The sequence below is a fragment of the Pseudomonas sp. P1_A1 genome (assembly GCF_056406935.1).
The window spans coordinates 52,495-69,800 of sequence record NZ_JBFTZE010000001.1; the positions used below are offsets into that span (position 1 = coordinate 52,495).

20 protein-coding genes and 1 pseudogene are annotated in these 17,306 nt (G+C 57.4%); 8 read left to right on the forward strand and 13 right to left on the reverse strand.

The genetic code is table 11. From position 1 onward, the window contains the following. Positions 1-46: 46 nt before the first annotated feature. Positions 47-565, reverse strand: coding sequence for a hypothetical protein (locus AC1D2Q_RS00270; protein ID WP_477811819.1), 519 nt, complete (start codon positions 563-565; stop codon positions 47-49). A 335-nt stretch (positions 566-900) separates the two neighbouring features. Between AC1D2Q_RS00270 and AC1D2Q_RS00275 the strand changes: the two are divergent. Further along, positions 901-1,038, forward strand: a pseudogene (locus tag AC1D2Q_RS00275) (AsnC family transcriptional regulator); the annotation flags it as partial. 24 nt (positions 1,039-1,062) lie between these two features. Here the strand turns inward: AC1D2Q_RS00275 and AC1D2Q_RS00280 are convergent. Beyond that, positions 1,063-1,704, reverse strand: a complete 642-nt coding sequence (locus tag AC1D2Q_RS00280; RefSeq protein WP_477811820.1) for an FMN-dependent NADH-azoreductase — start codon at positions 1,702-1,704, stop codon at positions 1,063-1,065. Positions 1,705-1,808: 104 nt separating this feature from the next. Between AC1D2Q_RS00280 and AC1D2Q_RS00285 the strand changes: the two genes are divergently transcribed. From AC1D2Q_RS00285 to AC1D2Q_RS00295, 3 genes are all read left to right on the forward strand, one after another. Continuing rightward, on the forward strand, positions 1,809-2,663 hold the full coding sequence (locus AC1D2Q_RS00285; protein WP_477811821.1) for a LysR substrate-binding domain-containing protein: 855 nt from the start codon (positions 1,809-1,811) through the stop codon (positions 2,661-2,663). 47 nt (positions 2,664-2,710) lie between these two features. Beyond that, on the forward strand, positions 2,711-3,136 hold the full coding sequence (locus tag AC1D2Q_RS00290) for a GNAT family N-acetyltransferase (RefSeq protein ID WP_477811822.1): 426 nt from the start codon (positions 2,711-2,713) through the stop codon (positions 3,134-3,136). A 307-nt stretch (positions 3,137-3,443) separates the two neighbouring features. After that, positions 3,444-3,962 (forward strand): cysteine hydrolase family protein, encoded by a 519-nt coding sequence (locus tag AC1D2Q_RS00295; RefSeq protein WP_105345673.1) that lies wholly within the window; start codon positions 3,444-3,446, stop codon positions 3,960-3,962. Positions 3,963-4,085: 123 nt separating this feature from the next. On the opposite strand, the gene AC1D2Q_RS00300 is transcribed toward AC1D2Q_RS00295, so the two are convergent. The 5 genes from AC1D2Q_RS00300 to AC1D2Q_RS00320 all read right to left on the reverse strand — a co-directional run bounded on the left by AC1D2Q_RS00300 (position 4,086) and on the right by AC1D2Q_RS00320 (position 9,380). Next, complete coding sequence (locus AC1D2Q_RS00300; RefSeq protein WP_477811823.1) at positions 4,086-5,945, reverse strand: ABC transporter ATP-binding protein; 1,860 nt, start codon at positions 5,943-5,945, stop codon at positions 4,086-4,088. A gap of 351 nt (positions 5,946-6,296) precedes the next feature. Further along, on the reverse strand, positions 6,297-6,911 hold the full coding sequence (locus AC1D2Q_RS00305) for an alpha/beta fold hydrolase (protein ID WP_477811824.1): 615 nt from the start codon (positions 6,909-6,911) through the stop codon (positions 6,297-6,299). Between the two features lie 468 nt (positions 6,912-7,379). Continuing rightward, a complete protein-coding gene (locus AC1D2Q_RS00310; RefSeq protein ID WP_477811825.1) occupies positions 7,380-7,697 on the reverse strand; it encodes a putative quinol monooxygenase in 318 nt (105 codons plus the stop codon). A 17-nt stretch (positions 7,698-7,714) separates the two neighbouring features. After that, the gene (locus AC1D2Q_RS00315; protein ID WP_305480701.1) at positions 7,715-8,557 is read right to left on the reverse strand and encodes a helix-turn-helix domain-containing protein; all 843 of its coding nucleotides are present in this window, start codon (positions 8,555-8,557) and stop codon (positions 7,715-7,717) included. A 244-nt stretch (positions 8,558-8,801) separates the two neighbouring features. Further along, the gene (locus tag AC1D2Q_RS00320; protein ID WP_305412351.1) at positions 8,802-9,380 is read right to left on the reverse strand and encodes a DUF4337 domain-containing protein; all 579 of its coding nucleotides are present in this window, start codon (positions 9,378-9,380) and stop codon (positions 8,802-8,804) included. 230 nt (positions 9,381-9,610) lie between these two features. Between AC1D2Q_RS00320 and AC1D2Q_RS00325 the strand changes: the two genes are divergently transcribed. After that, positions 9,611-10,225: a LysE family translocator gene (locus AC1D2Q_RS00325; protein ID WP_477811826.1), complete on the forward strand. Its 615-nt coding sequence runs from the start codon at positions 9,611-9,613 to the stop codon at positions 10,223-10,225. Between the two features lie 91 nt (positions 10,226-10,316). Here AC1D2Q_RS00325 and AC1D2Q_RS00330 read toward each other — a convergent pair whose 3' ends face one another. The 5 genes from AC1D2Q_RS00330 to AC1D2Q_RS00350 all read right to left on the reverse strand — a co-directional run bounded on the left by AC1D2Q_RS00330 (position 10,317) and on the right by AC1D2Q_RS00350 (position 14,447). Then, a complete protein-coding gene (locus tag AC1D2Q_RS00330; RefSeq protein WP_477811827.1) occupies positions 10,317-10,733 on the reverse strand; it encodes a nuclear transport factor 2 family protein in 417 nt (138 codons plus the stop codon). A 90-nt stretch (positions 10,734-10,823) separates the two neighbouring features. Beyond that, positions 10,824-11,444 (reverse strand): NADPH-dependent F420 reductase, encoded by a 621-nt coding sequence (locus AC1D2Q_RS00335; protein ID WP_477811828.1) that lies wholly within the window; start codon positions 11,442-11,444, stop codon positions 10,824-10,826. 113 nt (positions 11,445-11,557) lie between these two features. Continuing rightward, positions 11,558-12,523, reverse strand: a complete 966-nt coding sequence (locus AC1D2Q_RS00340; protein WP_477811829.1) for an SDR family oxidoreductase — start codon at positions 12,521-12,523, stop codon at positions 11,558-11,560. 48 nt (positions 12,524-12,571) lie between these two features. Next, positions 12,572-13,207 carry an NADPH-dependent F420 reductase gene (locus AC1D2Q_RS00345; RefSeq protein WP_477811830.1) on the reverse strand — a complete coding sequence of 212 codons (636 nt, stop codon included), beginning with the start codon at positions 13,205-13,207 and terminating at the stop codon, positions 12,572-12,574. Positions 13,208-13,697: 490 nt separating this feature from the next. Beyond that, positions 13,698-14,447, reverse strand: a complete 750-nt coding sequence (locus tag AC1D2Q_RS00350; protein WP_477811831.1) for a class I SAM-dependent methyltransferase — start codon at positions 14,445-14,447, stop codon at positions 13,698-13,700. Between the two features lie 151 nt (positions 14,448-14,598). Between AC1D2Q_RS00350 and AC1D2Q_RS00355 the strand changes: the two genes are divergently transcribed. The 3 genes from AC1D2Q_RS00355 (at position 14,599) to AC1D2Q_RS00365 (ending at position 16,289) form a co-directional block, all read left to right on the forward strand. Then, positions 14,599-15,051 (forward strand): winged helix-turn-helix transcriptional regulator, encoded by a 453-nt coding sequence (locus tag AC1D2Q_RS00355; protein ID WP_477811832.1) that lies wholly within the window; start codon positions 14,599-14,601, stop codon positions 15,049-15,051. 298 nt (positions 15,052-15,349) lie between these two features. Further along, the gene (locus AC1D2Q_RS00360) at positions 15,350-15,679 is read left to right on the forward strand and encodes a DHCW motif cupin fold protein (protein ID WP_477811833.1); all 330 of its coding nucleotides are present in this window, start codon (positions 15,350-15,352) and stop codon (positions 15,677-15,679) included. A 211-nt stretch (positions 15,680-15,890) separates the two neighbouring features. Then, a complete protein-coding gene (locus tag AC1D2Q_RS00365) occupies positions 15,891-16,289 on the forward strand; it encodes a hypothetical protein (RefSeq protein WP_477811834.1) in 399 nt (132 codons plus the stop codon). Between the two features lie 114 nt (positions 16,290-16,403). Here the strand turns inward: AC1D2Q_RS00365 and AC1D2Q_RS00370 are convergent, their stop codons facing one another. Then, positions 16,404-17,126 carry a tetratricopeptide repeat protein gene (locus tag AC1D2Q_RS00370; RefSeq protein WP_477811835.1) on the reverse strand — a complete coding sequence of 241 codons (723 nt, stop codon included), beginning with the start codon at positions 17,124-17,126 and terminating at the stop codon, positions 16,404-16,406. Positions 17,127-17,306 lie beyond the last annotated feature (180 nt).

The following is a 17,306-nucleotide window of genomic DNA, read 5'->3' on the forward strand; positions in this document are numbered from 1 at the left end:
CGCAACCATCAGGTCGCGGGGGCTTTTAAATGTCTGCTGCCAGGGATCAGCAGGTGCAGCACATCATTGGCATGCCGTTGCAGCTCATCATCATCGGCATGCTGCAATCGTTCATCATTTTCATCATCAGGGCGCAGCAGCTTTTCATCATGTCCATGTTCATGCCGGCCATCGGCATGATTTTGCACATCATGCCGTCGGCCATCATGGTGCATTCCATCACGCACTTCATCGACGGCATCGGCATACCCATCATGGGCATGCCCATCGTAGGCATAGCCATCATCATGTTCATCATCGGCATGGCCATGCCTGCCTGAGACATGCACATCATGCTCATGTTGCCGCAGTGCATCATCATCGGCATGCCGCAGTTCATCATCATCTGCATCATTTCAGCGCTGTTCTTGAACATCGCCATGTCCATGCCAGCGGCCGGCATCATTTTGCACATCATGCCGTCGTCCATCATTTCGCAGCTCATGGTCGCCATCATCATCGGCATACCCATCATCGGCATGTTGGCGTTCATCATCGGCATTGGCATCTGCATGGCGTTCATCATGGTGTAACTCCCTAAGCGATTCGATAGTTGGACGAAGCTGATGGGGGCGGATTCTAAGGACTGGCGAAGGGACGACAAGATGATGGCCGAGCAGCAGAAATTGATGTTGAAACCGCTTTAGTGCCGTGGCGGGGACGCCGTTGTCTGCTGTAGCGCCCCTATGGAATTCATCGCATACAGAATCAAAGCGAAGACGTGGTTTTATCGGTTATGGATATTCGACCCAGCGCTATATAAAGAACCGAAAGAAATAATCGATCTAAACAGCGCAGAGTTTTTTACCCGTGCCAGGAGCTAGCAAGGCTTGTGCATTCGCAACCAGGCCTGCTGGCGCTGTTGCGGTCAGGAGCATGCAGCAGTACACCGACCTGACCCGCGAGCTGTTCTTTGAGAACAATAATGTCAAACGATTCAAAACCCTTGTTTCGATGAGCAACGTGAAGCTGGGTTTGAATATCCCGTTGGGGCGCTGAATAACCTACGGTGCAGTGGAAGCGTCAGCGACCAAGACTATCCGCCAATCTCTTGGCCTGTTGAGCCGCAACCTCACGCGCGCTGAGGTCAACCTCTTCCCCCAGGATGGTTTTCTCAACAATCACCGAGTGCACATCCGTCACGCCGATAAATTTCAACCAGGCTTCCACATAGGGCTTCTGGAAGTCGAAGCGCTCTGCCGAGGTGATCGACTGCGCCGAAAAATCCAGGCCGCGGGCATACATCACGACGGCGGTTTTGTTGTGCAGCATGCCTTCCAGACCGCGCTCCGGATCGAAGCTGAACAGGATGTCTTTCTGCGACACCAGGTCGATGAAGTGCTTGAGTTTGTACGGGATGCTGAAATTCCACAGTGGCACGGACATCACCAGCACATCCGCGCTGTGCAGGTGCGCGGCCAGATCTTTCAAGGTGTTCCAGGCGTCTTGTTGTGCCGGGGTCAAGGGCGTGCCATTGAGTCCGGCGTATTTGGCCTCCATGGCCAGATCATTGAACTCCGGCAACGCCATGTTCCAAAGGTCGAGGGTGATGATTTCGGTGTCCGGGGTGTTTTCCTGATAGCGCGCAATGAAGCCGCGGGCGACCTCAAGGGAGGCCGAGCGCTGTTTGCGCGGGGAACATTCGATATGCAGAAGAGTAGTCATGGCACGCCTCGGGTGATGTGTGATGGGTGACGGCAAACATTGCAACATAGTTTTATATGGAATATAAATCGTAAATAAACAAGCCATTAATCACATATCAAACTATGTTCGATGCTCTGCTACTCAAGACATTTGTCACGGTCGTCGATGAAGAAGGCTTCAGCCGTGCAGCCGAGAAGCTGCACCTGACCCAGTCCGCGGTCAGTGGGCACGTGCGGCGACTGGAAGAACAGATTGGTAAACCCCTGTTGAGGCGTACCACCCGTTCCCAACAACTGACGCCCGATGGCGAACGCCTGGTGGCTTATGCACGCACCATCCTCGCGCTGAACCGTGATGCCTGGGCAGAACTGACGCGCACGCCGTTTCACGGGCGACTGCGGATCGGGGTATCCGAAGATTTTGTCGAGTCGCGATTAATGCGCACTTTTCAGGATTTCGCGGCGCAGTACCCGGGGATGGAGATCGACGTGCAGGTGGGCATTCCGGGCACGTTGCTGGCCTTGATGAAGCAAGGGCATCTGGAGCTGGTCATCGGCTCGCTGTGCGAAACCAGCGACACGGGGCTGCTGCTATGGCAAGAACCGCTGGTGTGGGCCTGGTCGGTGCAGCCCGTCACCCAGTTACCGATCCCGTTGCCGCTGGCCCTGTTCCCCGAGCCGTGCCCTTATCGCGAGGAGGCCCTGACACAACTGGCTCGGGCGGGGATCGCCCAACGAACGGCGATGTTGTGCAGCAGCACGGCCGGATTGCGAGCCGCGGCGCTTGCTGGCTTCGCGGTAGCGCCCATGCCAGTCAGCCAGTTGGGGCAAGGACTGGCGGTTCTTGGTGCGGAACAAGGATTGCCGGATTTGCCGGATGCGCAGTTTCGGTTGTTCAGCGCTCCTGAAGCGGATCAGGCGATTGTGGCAGCGGTCACTCAACTCATTGTGGAGTATTGCTCTACGCGCAGGGCTTAAGAATCATACCTTGTTGACCCCGTTACTCACTGCTCAGGGAGAGCACCATGTCTGTAGAAATCCAGCTTTCGGAAAATGCGACTGAAGAAGAGCGACTAGGCATTTTGACCCCATTGCTGGCCCATAACCTGGCCAACGGTGGCGACGACGCCTATGAAACTTTTGCTCTGTTGCTACGAGACGCTGACAGTAACGAAGTTATTGGTGGGCTGTACGGCAAGATCTCTTATCGATGGTTGCTCATCGACCTTGTCAGCGTTCCCGAGTCAATGCGCGGTCAGGGTATCGGAGAACGGCTAATGCGCATGGCTGAAGAAGTCGCGCAGAAAAAACACTGCATTGGTATCTGGCTGGAGACCTTCAGTTTTCAGGCTCCCGGTTTTTATCGAAAACTGGGTTACTCCGAATTCGGACGCCTGGCAGACTATCCACCAGGACATACCCGGCTCTATTACCAGAAGTCGTTGTGCTGACCGCGTTTTCGATCCAGGGCCGATAGCTGCGCTTCGTAGCGGACGGCTATCGGCCAAAAGCGAACCTTAACGATCATGAATCAGTCTTCACCTTCATGCGCTCATTTGCCAATCCGGTGCCGTGCAGCTACTGTCAGCTTCATGAATCAGCCACGAATTGCCTTGACCACGACTACCACGACCGCCAGAGGCGGGTCGTGAGAGGTGTCGTGAGCCAATAACACACGAACTTCAAAGGCCCGCCAGCGATGGATAGGGCCTTTTCTTTTGCCCTTGTGTCGCTGGTCCAAACGCAAGGAAAAGCACTATGTATGCACTCTTGATTCTCGATATGCAGGTTGGGTTGTTTCATGGCCCGGAAAAACCATGGGCTGGCGAAGCGCTGCTAGACACGTTGAATAACCTGTTGAGTAAAGCCCGGCGTGCAGGTGCGCCGATTTTTCTCGCACGCCATATTGGTCCACCTGGTTCGCCTATCGAGTCCGGAAGTCCGTTGACGCAACTGGTGCAGGAACTGGAGCTACAGGGTGACGAAGTGATCTTCGAGAAAAGCCGACCCAACGCCTTCACCAAGACTGCTCTGGCCGATCAGCTACGAGCTTGTGGCGCTCAGGGCGTGGTCATTACCGGAATGAAGACCCAATACTGTGTCGACAGCACCTGCCGCGCTGCACGGGATTTTGGATTCGATGCTGTGCTCATCGCCGATGGCCACACCTGCAACAGCACCCCTGCGCTGAAGGCTGAAGAGATTGTCGCTCATCACAATGCGACTCTGGCGGGACCATTCTGTCGCGTCGTATATGCTGAGGACTGGTGTTTCTAACCGCCATCGACAGACCGGCCCGAGTCAGGGCCGATCTGCCCGTTTTGGGTCGACAGCAGTCGTCGCCGAGTGGCAACGGTCGTGGCCCGCCCCTATCGCCCTCCTGCTGCGCCCTCTTCACGCTCACACCTGATCCATAGCCTCGACCACTCCCTGATCCTCACCCAGAAACCCGCCGCTTTGATGCTGCCACAGCCGCGCATAGATGCCGTTCTTCCCGAGCAATTCGGTGTGGGTGCCCTGCTCGATGATGCGTCCGTTGTCCATCACGATGAGCCGGTCCATGGCCGCAATGGTGGACAGCCGATGGGCGATGGCGATCACAGTCTTGCCCTGCATCATTTCATCGAGGCTTTCCTGTATGGCGACTTCGACTTCCGAGTCCAGCGCACTGGTGGCCTCGTCAAGAAGCAGGATCGGGGCATTCTTGAGCATCACCCGGGCAATCGCGACGCGTTGGCGCTGGCCGCCCGACAGCTTGATGCCGCGCTCACCCACAAGGGTGTCGTAACCGGTATGGCCTTGCCGGTCGCTCAGTTGGCTGATGAACTCATCGGCCTGGGCATTGGCCGCGGCGCTGCGGATTTGCGCGTCGGTCGCATCGGGGCGGCCGTAGGCGATGTTGTCGCGAATGGAACGGTGCAGCAGAGAGGTATCCTGCGTGACCATACCGATGGAGCCGCGCAGGCTGTCTTGCGTCACTTTTGCGATGTTCTGGCCGTCGATGCGAATCTCCCCGCTGTCGACGTCATAAAAGCGCAGCAGCAAGTTGATAAGCGTGGATTTTCCGGCGCCAGAGCGGCCAACCAGACCGATCTTTTCGCCCGGACGGATGTGCAGGCTCAGGCCATCGAGCACCTGACGTTCGCCATTGTAGTTGAAGCTCACCTTATCGAAGGTGACCGCGCCGCCGGAGGTCACGAGCACGCCCGCGTCCGGCGCATCCTGCACCTTTGGGCCGCGGGTAAGGGTTGCCATGCCATCCTGCACGGTGCCTATGCTCTCGAACAGCGAGGTCATTTGCCACATGATCCAGTGCGACATGCCATTGATGCGCAGCGCCATGGCGGTGATTGCCGCCACGGCACCTGCGCCGACCTCACCCTGGTGCCATAGCCATAAGGCATACCCCCCCGCCGCCATGATCAACGCCACCACCAATGCCTGATTGACGATCTCGAACTGGCTTACCAGGCGCATCTGGCGAAAGCCGGTTTGTTTGAAATCCTCCATCGCTGCACGCGCGAAATGCGCTTCACGATTGGAGTGGGAGAACAGCTTCACCGTCGTGATGTTCGTGTAGGCGTCTGAGATACGCCCGGTCATCATCGACCGCGCATTGGCCTGTTCCTGCCCGACTTTCCCCAGGCGAGGCACGAAGTACCACATGGCCAGCCCGAACAACACGACCCAGGCAATAAAAGGCAGCATCAGTTTCAGGGCGAAGCCGCCGGCCAGTGCGATGATCGCGATGAAATACACCCCGATCCCGGGTACGATCTCGATAAGGGTGAATAGCATGTCGCGCACCGCTAGCGCAGTCTGCATCACCTTGGTAGTGACCCGGCCGGAAAACTCATCGGAAAAAAACGAAAGGCTTTGCCGCAGCATCAAGCGATGGAAGTCCCAGCGCAGCCGCAACGGCAAGTTAATCGCCAATATCTGGTGCTGCACCATGGTGCGCAACGCCACCAGCCCGACACTGGTCACCATTACGATGCCCATGCCCCACAACACGCGACTTTCCTGCGCAGCCGCTTCACCGCCTGCCTGCCAGGTCGAGAGCAGGTCCACGACCTGCCCGAGGAAGGAAAATAGCCAGGCTTCGTAAATCGACACACCGGCACTGAGCAGCGCAAACACAAGGATGTAACCGCGGGCTCCCCGCGTGCAGGCCCACAGGAAGCGAGCCAGGCCGTCGGGTGGCGGTGGTACCTCGTCAGGAGGAAAGGGATCGAGCTTTCGTTCAAACGCACGAAGCATGGTGTTCTCCAAAACGATCAAGTTGAGGAGATTCTGCCATTGAACGGTTGCTTTGAGGGGGTTGTGAAGTCAGAGGTATGGCGCTTAGGCAGGTCGCGCTGAGGATTGGGCTGCCGGGGGCGGCCTCTTATACGTTGCCAGAGATCCGGTCGGCAGGGATAAATTTGCCGGTATCGAAGAGGGCTGGCCAAGACCGGACGTTCATCTAAGGACCGTTTTCTACCTGTCACAGTCGGGAGAAAACGACCCATAGCAGGTGGTCAACGAGGTGCGAAATCACGTCTGTCCGCCAGGTCTTGAAACGCACGGGGCCGCACAATCAGTCCGACGCGGTGGCAACAAGTGCTCCGCTCACCAGCAGGCCAGATGTCTCTCGATCAACCTCGCCACTTCGGCTGCGTGAGTAAAGCCCAGACTGTGATCGGCGCCAGGGAAAACGTGTAGTTCAGCACGGGGTAACAGTTGAGCAAGGCGCTGGCCGACGCGAACGGGGCTGATCGGATCAGAATCTCCCCAGAGGAGCAGAACTGGCATGCGCAACTCTATCAACTGGAGCGTAAGGTCGGTGCGGTCGTACAGAAACCAACTCGGCAGTGTCGGGTTGGCGGCAGCAAAATCCGGGCGCCAGTCATGCGCGCCCAGAGCAGACATATCTACCCCGCCAGAGGTGACGGTCAGCGTCAGGTGCGTGATCAGCTCAGGGCGTTCAAGCGCTGCAAGCACAGCGACTATGCCGCCCATGGACTGTGCCACCAGCGCTGTGGGCCGGTCGATCTCGGCCAGCACGCGAGCCACCAGATCATCCATGCCAGTCACGCCAGGCAAGGGTGGAGTGTCTCCAAAGCCGGGCCAGCCGATATGGACCTGCTGCGCCGGGTGGGTCAAGCACTCAGCAACCGGATGCCAAAACCGGGTGTTACCTGAGGCTCCGGGCAGGAAGAGGAGTTTGGCGGGGGATGCGATCACAGGTTCGGTCCTTGAAGGTGGGATTGAAAGAGAGTCAGCAGGAGGGAAAAATGGATGCTACGAGGTTCGATAACCAATTCGAAACGAGAGCCGCCGGTAGAGAAGGGCAACTCGCGACCCAAAGCTGCCCTTCGCAGGGGGCAGATAGCGGCCAAAAGCAGTCAAATGCCTCAAACCTGTCTTGAATAGGTGGACAGCGGCACTCGACACCCAGGGTTCTGTAGAGACACCCGCACTCGTACGCGATGAGGTACAAGCATGTTGACGCCGACACCGAATTGACCCACGTGCCGAGGCAAGACTGACCCATCTCCAGACCTGCACAAATCCAGCACAGTCAATGATTCGCGAGGAGTCAGACTTGATCAGTGAAATCTCGGCAACGGGGGCAATTTGGCGTCGGCGCGAATATCCGGGTATTCTCAGCTAATATGATTCCGAAAAACGGCTTTTCTCAATTTCTGCGATTTATGTTCTCGGGCCGTTACTGATGGCAGTTGCTGAAACGACATCGTGAAAAATTATCTTTGGAGAAACTTTCAGCAAGGACTCGAAACACTTGATTTTGTTTTGCACAGACTCAGAATTCATGTGAGTTTCCCAAGCAGCCTTATCTTCATAGTATTCGTAGAGAACGAACGTGTCTGTCTCTACTTGGGGGCGTTGAACAGCGTAAAAAAGAGTACCTGGCTCATGTTCTGCTAACGCAACTAAAGATCGCAAGAGGCTTTCGAGTTCTTCGGATCGTCCTTGATCCGCTTGAAGCTCCACTAACAATACAAACATGATGTAATTCCTAAAAATTATGGACTCAGTGTTCCTAGGATGCCGGCTTTTCGGAGCGGGGTATTGTAAAAATGCGTCTTGGTGCGTGCGACTCGTAAGTGCTGGTACGGTGCAAGGCCCACTCGGCGCTGAAAATCATGAATGAAATGTGCCTGATCATAGTAACCACACGCTAGAGCTCTATCTATTGTCTCGGCTGAAGGCTCAAGCATCAAACTCCGGATAGTCTGCTGAAATCGACTGAGACATTTGGTTTCGTTGGGAGATTGGCCGGAGAACATTTTCCATCGACGCTCAAGTTGTCGACGCCCCAAACTTAGTGTGCTGGCAAGCGATTCAATCGATATTGTTGAACACCCCCGATAGAGCGTGGTCATGGCTTGTTCGACGAGCAAGTCTGTTGATGGTCTTAGATGATCGGCCAAAAAAGACTGGATAAGTGCGATTCTTTCTTGGCGATCAATAGCATAGGATAAATGCCGGAGCAGTTTTGTGCCCGCCCTCCCCCAAATGTCTTCAACGGAGAGCTGGCAATCCGCTAATTCGTTTGCCGGGATATCTGTAAAACGTTGCAGCATGCCAATCTTAAAACGGACAGCGATAAAACCAATACCTGAGATGGGCGAGAGATTGATGGGCCTGCTGCGAATGCAGAACAGGTGACCGGGACTGACTGTGAAAGAGCAATCCTCTTTGGCTTTTATCCGAAATGGCTCCCCATAATGAAAATACAACTCCGCCCCCGTGCCCGGGAGCAATGTCGGGAGGTGGACGACTTCCGGTGACTCACTCTCCCACCCCCAGAGGCGATCAATGAACGGGCGAAGTCTCAAAGCCGGATATTGATTGAAAATATTCATTAGGAAAACCCTGAAAAGGCCCGATTTTTACACAATCGCAGGGCCTGTATGCCGCATCGTTACTGGATTTCATTTTTTGAAAACCAGTCTTCGCGAGAAAACTATGGCCGACTTTTTCAACAGAATCGGCCGTTAACTTCCCCTCATGAAAGGCAGCTTTGGGTTGTGGATTTCTACCCTTCGCGAAAGGCAACAACCGGCAAGTAGCGGTCGCATTCGACAGGTGAACTTCTGAGCCCCTCGCTCAGATATGCAGCCAAGCCAGCGAACCCAACATGACGCCAACACCCGCGGCCCCAAACGAGAGCCGCTTGAGCCATTCCTTACGCGTCAGCAAGGTAATGGCCGCCAGTGAAATTGCTATTTGAATCGCTGTCATTGCCTGGGCCCAGCGGTGATGCTGATGCAACGCCTGCTCTGACTTCTCGTCCCACTCTCTTGCCCTTTGTTCGAATGCTTCAGCCTTCTTGCGCGCCTCCTCCTTCTGTTCCCCGTACCGCCGCGCCTCAGCAACATAATGGGCGGAGTCCAGCCCAGGGAGATGGCTTGCCAGATCCGACAGGTTCTGCCGGCTGGACTTGGCCTGGTAATAATTCCACTCGTTGGCGGCTTCGGTTTTCTGGATAGCGGCGTTGTTTTTGTCCATGGCCGCCTCATTCTCCGTTGAGCCGGCCTGATAGCTCATCAGGGCGCCGACGGTCGCCATGACGGCTGTCATCACCGCAATCTTGCTGGCAAAGCTGTCGCCCTGTGCATGCGCATGATGGGTGGTGTGCTCAATGTGTTGCTCGTGTGGGCTGGGGACTTCGAACTCTGCAGGCATGGGTGTCGATCTTGGAGGCGTTAGTGGAGATGGACAGCATTATGAATTGTCCCTGATTCTTTGGACACAATTGACTGGCAGCCAGTGGTCCAAAGTGTGTAAAAAGCCCCTGATCTCGATAACGCTGTGCAAGACTCTTATTTCGATGGACGTTGAGGTCACAAGCGACCTTAGCTCTTAGTACATCTCACCCGTGACGGTCACCGTCCACAGGACTCGCGAGGAAACACATGATCGATGGTTCCGCCGTTTTGACAGTCTTTTTGGTCTACTTGGCCGGCGTCGTTATCCCCGGGCCAAATTTCGTTGCGGTGGTCCATAAAGCGGTGGCTGCTACGCGGTCAGAAGCTCTGGCTTTGGTCGCGGGCATCGTACTGGTCAACTTGTTCTGGTCCACCTGTGCAATTGCAGGTCTCGGGGTTGTATTTGCTGCGCTCCCTTGGGCTGCGCTTGTTGTAAAGGTTCTGGGCGCCGCCTCCCTGATGTGGTTCGGATTCCGACTGCTGATCAACGCAGGGAAGAATGCGCTTGGCCCGCTAAATGATGCCATCGCCGGCAGTTGCCGGCAGTCCTTCATTCAGGGTGTGGTTACCAATATTGGCAACCCCAAGTCCATGGCTTTCTATGCCGCTGTCTTTTCAGCCGCAGCCCCCGCCCACGTTTCGCCAGGCACGTTTTTGTCGATGCTGGCAGTTGTCGTGGTGGTTTCAATGACCTGGTATGGAATGGTCGCAATCGCTCTTTCGCAACCCAAGATCGCTGCCGGGTATCAAGGGAGGAAAAAAGCAATTGATCGACTGTGCGGTGGGTTGATTTTGTCTTTGGGGGTTCGCCAGCTGGTTTAGCAATCCTCTCCTTTATCCGAGAAGAAGGAGACACACTTCGCGATGTCTTTCCCGCTCCCCTCCCCGGCTGCGTACAGTTCTTCTCGATGGGTCAGGGCCTGGAGCCCGCGTCCATTTCGCAGGCCCGCGTCAGCGCTTGCGTATCGATATACTCCCGGATGTTCGTCAGCTTTCCATTTCGCACGGTAATGGCGAAGACCCAATCGTCCTCCCACGTTTTATTCGTGGCTTTGATTCTCCCCTTGGCGAAGCCGACGACCAGAACCCGGTCACCCTGCGCCACGTATTCGTGGAACTCCATGACAGAGGTTTCCATCTTTTCGGAAGCCTTCTGAAGCAGATCTTCCAATCCCGCGTGCCCGCGATGCGTGCCAGCCAGCGGCCAGTCCTCGCCCGGAATGATCCATTCAATATCTTCGGAAGTCAGCGCCGTTAGACCTCGCCTATCGCTGCGGCCCATTGCTGTAAAGAAGTCCTTAACAACCTGAACATTCTTTTGTGTGTTCATCGAAATCTCTCCACTTCTCTCGCATCTGATCGCGTCCGGTCTAATCAGATACCTTGTGGACCTGCCGGTGAGGAGCGTGGTGTCGGAGACTCAGCCGATATCGACTTTCAAGGCGATGTCCCAAGTACCGGCGCCGTTTTTCGCCAGGCCGATCATCATCAGGCCGAGCGCCTCGAGCGTCTGGGCCATGTGCAGGCCACCAACATCCAACGGACGCAGCCCGAGACTTTCGATGAACGTCGAGACGCGTGCCTTGGCCTGCGGATCGTCGGCGGCAATGAACGCATCGAAGGGGCCTCCCTTGGCAAGGACGTGGCCGAAAAGGGTGTTGAATGCCTTCACGACATGCGCGCTGGCGGGGGCGATCCTGGCGATCTCCTGCGCACCGGAACTGCCGGCGGGAGAGACGAGGCCCGTGAGGTCCGGCGAGGCCGTGTTGGTGATGTCGATGATCACCTTGCCGTCGAGCGCGTCCCCGTAATCGGCCACCACCGAGGCCGCACCGGTGTAAGGCACGGCGAGGATGACGATGTCGCCGGCGGGCGCGGCCCCATAGGTTCCTGTGGTCGCTCCTGCTGCGAGCTTGTCGACCAGCGCCTGCGCCTTGGCGGGGTCGCGGCTGATAACCTCGACGGTGTGTCCAGCTTTGGCGGTACGACCGGCGATGGCCGCGGCCATGACTCCTGAACCGATGATGCTGATAGTGCTCATGTGTAATCTCCAAATGAGTTGGGGTCTTGCCCGCAGTCTCTGAACGGGCTTCCCCCGGTTAATATCCCGTGGGTGCCGGGCTCGTTGCGACCCGGCGAACAGCCTCAGCTCACTCAGGCGACAGGAAAGTAGTGGCCGTTGTCCATATCGGCAAACAGGCCGGGCTGCGTTGGTGTCCAGCCGAGCATCCGGCGCGTGATATCGTTCGACGCCGGGGTATCCAGCGTCACCAGGTTCGCGAGGAAGCCGAAGAAACCCGGCCCCATCATTACGTCCGCAGGAATGGGCACGACGGGAAGGTTCAGACGGCTGCCAATGGCCTGCGCGATCTCGCGGTACGGGATCGCCCCTTCAGCAACCGCATGCCAGGATCTGCCAGCGGGCCCCTTCTCCAGCGCCAGGCGGAACAGGGTAGCGAGGTCGCGGGCATGCACTGCCGCCCACCGGTTGGAGCCGTCACCGGGGTAGCCAACAACGCCCTTTTCCTTTGCTTGCCCGATGAGGACCTGAAGGAATCCGGCCTTGTCGGTTGAGCTGTGCATGATTTCAGAAATGCGCACGACCGAAGACCGCACGCCCCGCTCTGCGAGACCGATGACGGTAAGCTCCACGATGTTACGAACCCGCAGGGAGCCCTTATATTGATCGCCAGCCGGAGAAAGAGCCGGATCCTCCTCGGTCGCCGGTCGGCTCTGGAGCGGCCCAGGAACCGGCCAACCCTCGTTAGTCGGCGAACCGATGCTTCCCGACACGACCAGCGGCTTCCCCGTTCCAGCCAGTGCATCACCGTATGCGTGCATGATCTGAACCTCCGCTGCGGCAACAGCGTCGATCCCGCCGACCGCAAGCAGGTCTTGTCGGTGCGCGACATGGATCACGCCGTCGGCGGCTGCAGCCGCCTCCTTGAGCCCCTCGAGATCATCGAGATCACCGCGACGCACCTTTGCGCCGAGCGCAGTGATCGCCTGCGCCGCACTGTCCGACCGGGCCAAAGCGGTGACCTCGTGGCCGGCGGCGATGAGGTCGGAGATGATGTACGGACCGGAATGGCCGGTCCCGCCAGTAACGAAAACGCGCATGTTGGTGTTCCTTGTAAGTGAGATAAAAAAATGGTGCTGCGGGTGCGGTCAGCCGAGAAGGCTGACGCCGATTGAGAAGTGGGTGTGCTTGACGGAGTGGGCGATGAGGCCCAGCGAAAGCAGGCAGGCGTGCTCCAGCGTTCGCGCCATGGGCAGCGGCCCGATGTCCATCGGACGTAATCCGAGGCTCTCGATGAATGCCCAGACGCGTGCCTTCGCCTGCGCGTCGTCTCCAGCGATGAACACGTCCAACGGGTGGCCCTCGACAGGACCGGCAGCCAGGACGTGGGAGAAGTGGGTGTTGAACGCCTTGATGACTTCGGCGTCGGCTGGGGCTGCTTTGGCGATTTCCTGCGCGCCGAAACTATTCTCAGGGGTCACAAAGCTTGTGAAGTCGGGGGCGACGGGGTTGGTGATGTCGACAAGAAGCTTGCCTGCCAATTCTTCGCCGTACTGCTTCACCACGTCGAGAGCGGCTGAATAGGGAACCGCCAGGATGACAATATCCCCGGCCGGCGCGGCGCCGAACGTTCCTGTCGTCGCGCCGGCTCCGATCTGCTCGGCCAGCGCCCGCGCCTTGGCGGCGTCACGACTCATCACCTCCACGGTGTGTCCGGCTTTGGCGGCAAGGCCGCCGATCGCTGCGGCCATGCCACCTGAGCCGATGATGCTGATAGTGCTCATGTGCAGTTTCCTTACAGATATGGGTTGATCATTCAAGGACTGCCGACACGATCCGGCGACCGCATTCAACGTACGAGCCATGCTGGTCTCTTCACTTGCAAAAAGCAAGTGACTTGCGAGAATTTACTTGCGCTATGCAAGCAATATTAAGATCCAGCCATGAAAACACCCTCTAAAGAAGACGTTCGGTCCCATTGCGCAGCGAACTATGGCGTGGAGATTTTCGGCGACCGGTGGTCGCTCTTGATCATAGGGGTTGGTGGTTCGATTAAGTCGAAGCCCCAGGTAGGTCAACGAAGAGGTGAAGGCGCTGGTCCGCAATGGCGGATGTATCTTTCCCGAGATTAAGGAATGAACCAGACGGCAAGCAAAAACGAGATCAGAAACCTCGCGACCAGAATGGCCTTGTCCAAGCCACCTGGTCGACTGCTACTACCTACCTTCCTTCGTCCCACTTGACTGGCGAACATGAAGACGGCGTCGTGACCTGTCAGGGCTTCACGAACCGATAGGCGAAGCGATCGGTCTCGCCCTTGATGGCGGGATCGAACGCCTTGATCGAGTGCGGATCGTCCTTGTTCGCGAGCAGGGTGCTTTCCGCGTCCAGTACGAAGCCGGCCGCTTCCACCTCCTCGCGAACGGATGCGGGCTCAATCCGATGCAGCGACTGGGCATCGCTGGTGCCCGCTCCGACGGCGGCGGCGTGGTCGATGATGACGTAGGACCCGCCAGGCTTCAGCTGCTCATAGACGGCTCGATTGAAGTCGGCGGCCGTGGCGCCCCTGGCCTGCATCAGCGCGGTGTGGAGATCGTGGTAGAACAGGTGCAGCCACAGGACATCCGCGGGTTGCGTGGCCTCCGGCATCGCGGCAAGGTCGGCGGAGACGGCTTCGACATTCTCCCGGCCCGGCTCTTTCGCGAGCGTCTGCATGCTGCCGAGCGGATCGTTCTTGAAGTGGGCGACTTCGGCCGGCACGAAGCTGTAGACCCGCCCTTCGGGTCCCACGGTGTCAGAGAACAGACGGGTCCAATCGCCGTCGCCTGGGTAAACGTCGATGACGGTGGAGCCTGCATCGACGCGTGCGAACCGGAGCAACTCGGATAGCTTGGTTGTGTCGTACATGGGGATCTCCTTTACGGCTGGGTATTCGGCGAGCGCGCGCGCCTTGGCAGCGTCACGACTCATCACCTCGACGGTGTGTCCGGCTTTGGCGGCAAGGCCGCCGATTGATGCGGCCATGTGTAGTTTCCTTGCAGATATGGGGTTGATCATTCAAGGACTAGCGGCGCGTTCCGGCGACTGTCCTAGCCATGCTGGTCGCTTCACTTGCAAAGCGCAAGCGAATTACATGAATTTACTTGCACCATGCAAGCGATGTTAAGATCCAGCCATGAAAACCACATCTAAAGAAGATATTCGGTCCCATTGCGCAGTGAACTATGGCGTGGAGATCTTCGGCGACCGGTGGTCGCTCTTGATCATTCGCGACATCGTTTTTGCTGGTAAGAAGACGTATGGCCAGTTCCTGAAGTCGGAAGAAGGAATCGCGTCCAATGTCCTTGCTTCCCGCCTTGCCTTTCTTGAGGGACAAGGAGTTCTCTCGAAGGCACCCAACCCCGACGACAGGCGCAAGGATTTCTACACGCTGACAGAGAAAGGCCTGGACCTCATTCCCATCGTGCTCAACATCGTCCTTTGGAGCGCGAAGCACGATTCGAAGTCATACGCACGGGACCTCGAGGAATTCGTGACCCGATTAACTCAAAACCCCACGCAGGTGAGCGAAGAGTTGAAGGCGCTGGTCCGCAGTGGCGGATGCATGTTTCCTGAGAGCAAGGGATGAGCTAGACGCAAGCGCGCCCTGGCACATTGCACGAACCATGTGCACACACCCCCGGCTAAAAGATGCAGCGAATGGCGGGGCCGATGTCCGAAACAGTTCTGGAAGGCGCCATTAGGGTTTTACCTACCCCAGCGGCTGTTCAGGGTCGATTTCAGCCGGTTGGCAATGGCCGAGGGCTTCCTCTGGCCTTCGCGCTTGAGCGGGCGCCTGTATCTCATAAATGCGGGGCATCTGTGTCTATCGAAAGGATCACTGGATGGGTACGGTTCACAGACACCCTTTCATTGATGAGGCAACCATGTACCTAACCGCTATGCCCTTTGGTACGACCGATTGGTCGACTGTCGAACCTCTGGAGTATGTTGGACAGACGGGTACCGCCTATTGGCGAACCTGCCAGTTTGGTTCGACGCGTGTGCGGATGGTTGAATACAGTCCTGGCTATCTGGCCGATCACTGGTGCTGGAGAGGTCATATCCTGTTGTGCCTGGAAGGCGAGTTGCACACGGAGTTGGAGGATGGTCGTCAGTTCACACTCACCGCGGGGATGAGCTATCAGGTGGGCAGCAACGCTGAGGGGCATCGATCTTTCAGCACTACGGGTGCCAAGTTGTTCATAGTGGATTAACGCTGGAATTGAAGCCAGAAGCCGACACTAGATAACAAACCTCAAAGAGGCCGAACAATGAGGTCGTCGGCTATTTAAGCCGCGGAGCCCTAGAACTTTTCTCTATTTATCGGTCTATGTGGACAGGCACATCCTCGGTAAGCGCGACCTCGCAGGCTTCCCGCAGTCAGATGGCCACACGTCCATTGTCAATCAGAGGTTGTCTTCGCTCATGAAATTCCATGACCCACGGATGGTGCTCTTCGGCCTGTTCGCGCTCGCGGCAGTGGGCTCCGCATCAGCAACACAAATGAAGACCTCAACCCCTGTTTTCGCAACTGAAGTGGCAGCCGTTCAGGCTCCGGTCGAGGCCGCCGGCAACCCTTGGCCAACCTTGGCCAGTATGGCTGGCAAACAGCCAGGCCCCTTGCTGGCCCATGACGACCGATACTGGCATGACGGCCGTTGGCACGATCGTAGAGACGATTGGCGCCGAGACGAATGGCGTAGAGAACAGTGGCGTAGAGAGCAAGTCCGTCGAGAAACTGAACGCCATCGTTATTGGGAGCGCCACGATGATCGGCCCATGCGGCACCGCTACGAGGACGATCACCGCTACTATCGTCGCTAGGCTGGGAATAGAGCTCGATGATGCCTTGGGAATGGCGGAACAAACGGAAGTCTGACCATTCAATGCGACGGTCGAAGCTGGACCGTCGCGCCCCGCCAGAAGACACTCGGAAACTCAACCGTGTACCAGATAGGCTCCCAACGGAACCCGATGCCGTAGCTTCTTGCATTTGCCCGGTGGGGGCTGATGCCCGGGCGGGCGATCAGGAAACCAGATTCGGCATTTACCCGGAGGCGGCCAATGGCCGCGGGGAATCTCAACGCCATCGTACGTGGGCACTGGCTCGGCGGAAGCCGATTGCAATTCTCCTTCGGGCATTGTGCGAGCGAAGTTGCCAGCAGCGCGCCCAGTATCCGCAGCGGCTTGTTCAGCAGCGGCCATTTCTGCTTCGCGGAGCCTTTGGGCCTCCTCTTCGAGCCCCTTCTGTACTGCAACCTGGTCCTCTTTGGCGTTGGGTGAGGTGCTCGAAGCGTTAGCCTGCTGCGCCGCCTGGATCAATTGGAAGTTGCGGTTGCGTAACGCTACGTTGCTACCGACTCTCATGTTCGAGCGCACCGCCAACGTTTCTGCCTGCTGGTACTGCCCCTGCTGAAGACGCAACACACCGAGATAATGCAGCGTCGCGGGATTATTCGGCTGGATATGCAGGGCACGCTCCAGCGTGGCAGCGGCTTGGTCCAACTGGCCATCTCCATACTGCCGCGAGGCGGTTTCGATCAAGGTGGTTGATGCGCTGTTACTTTGCGAGGGCGCCCTTCGCTCGGCAGCAACCGAACAAAGCGACGCGACGGCGCAGAACGCCAGGATAAGACCCGGCAGAAAATTCTTGGTTGGCATCAGGGGGYGGACTCGGCTGATCTCGGACGGCACTGTCGTAAAACAGGCCACCAGCACTGCTCGGCATCTGCGACACAGGGCCCCCATTGACCTGACCTGTACCCTGAAGTTCCCGCCACAACGGCCACCGCGGATGGAATCCGCAGGCCATCGCACCGGTATCAATTTTTACCTGAAATT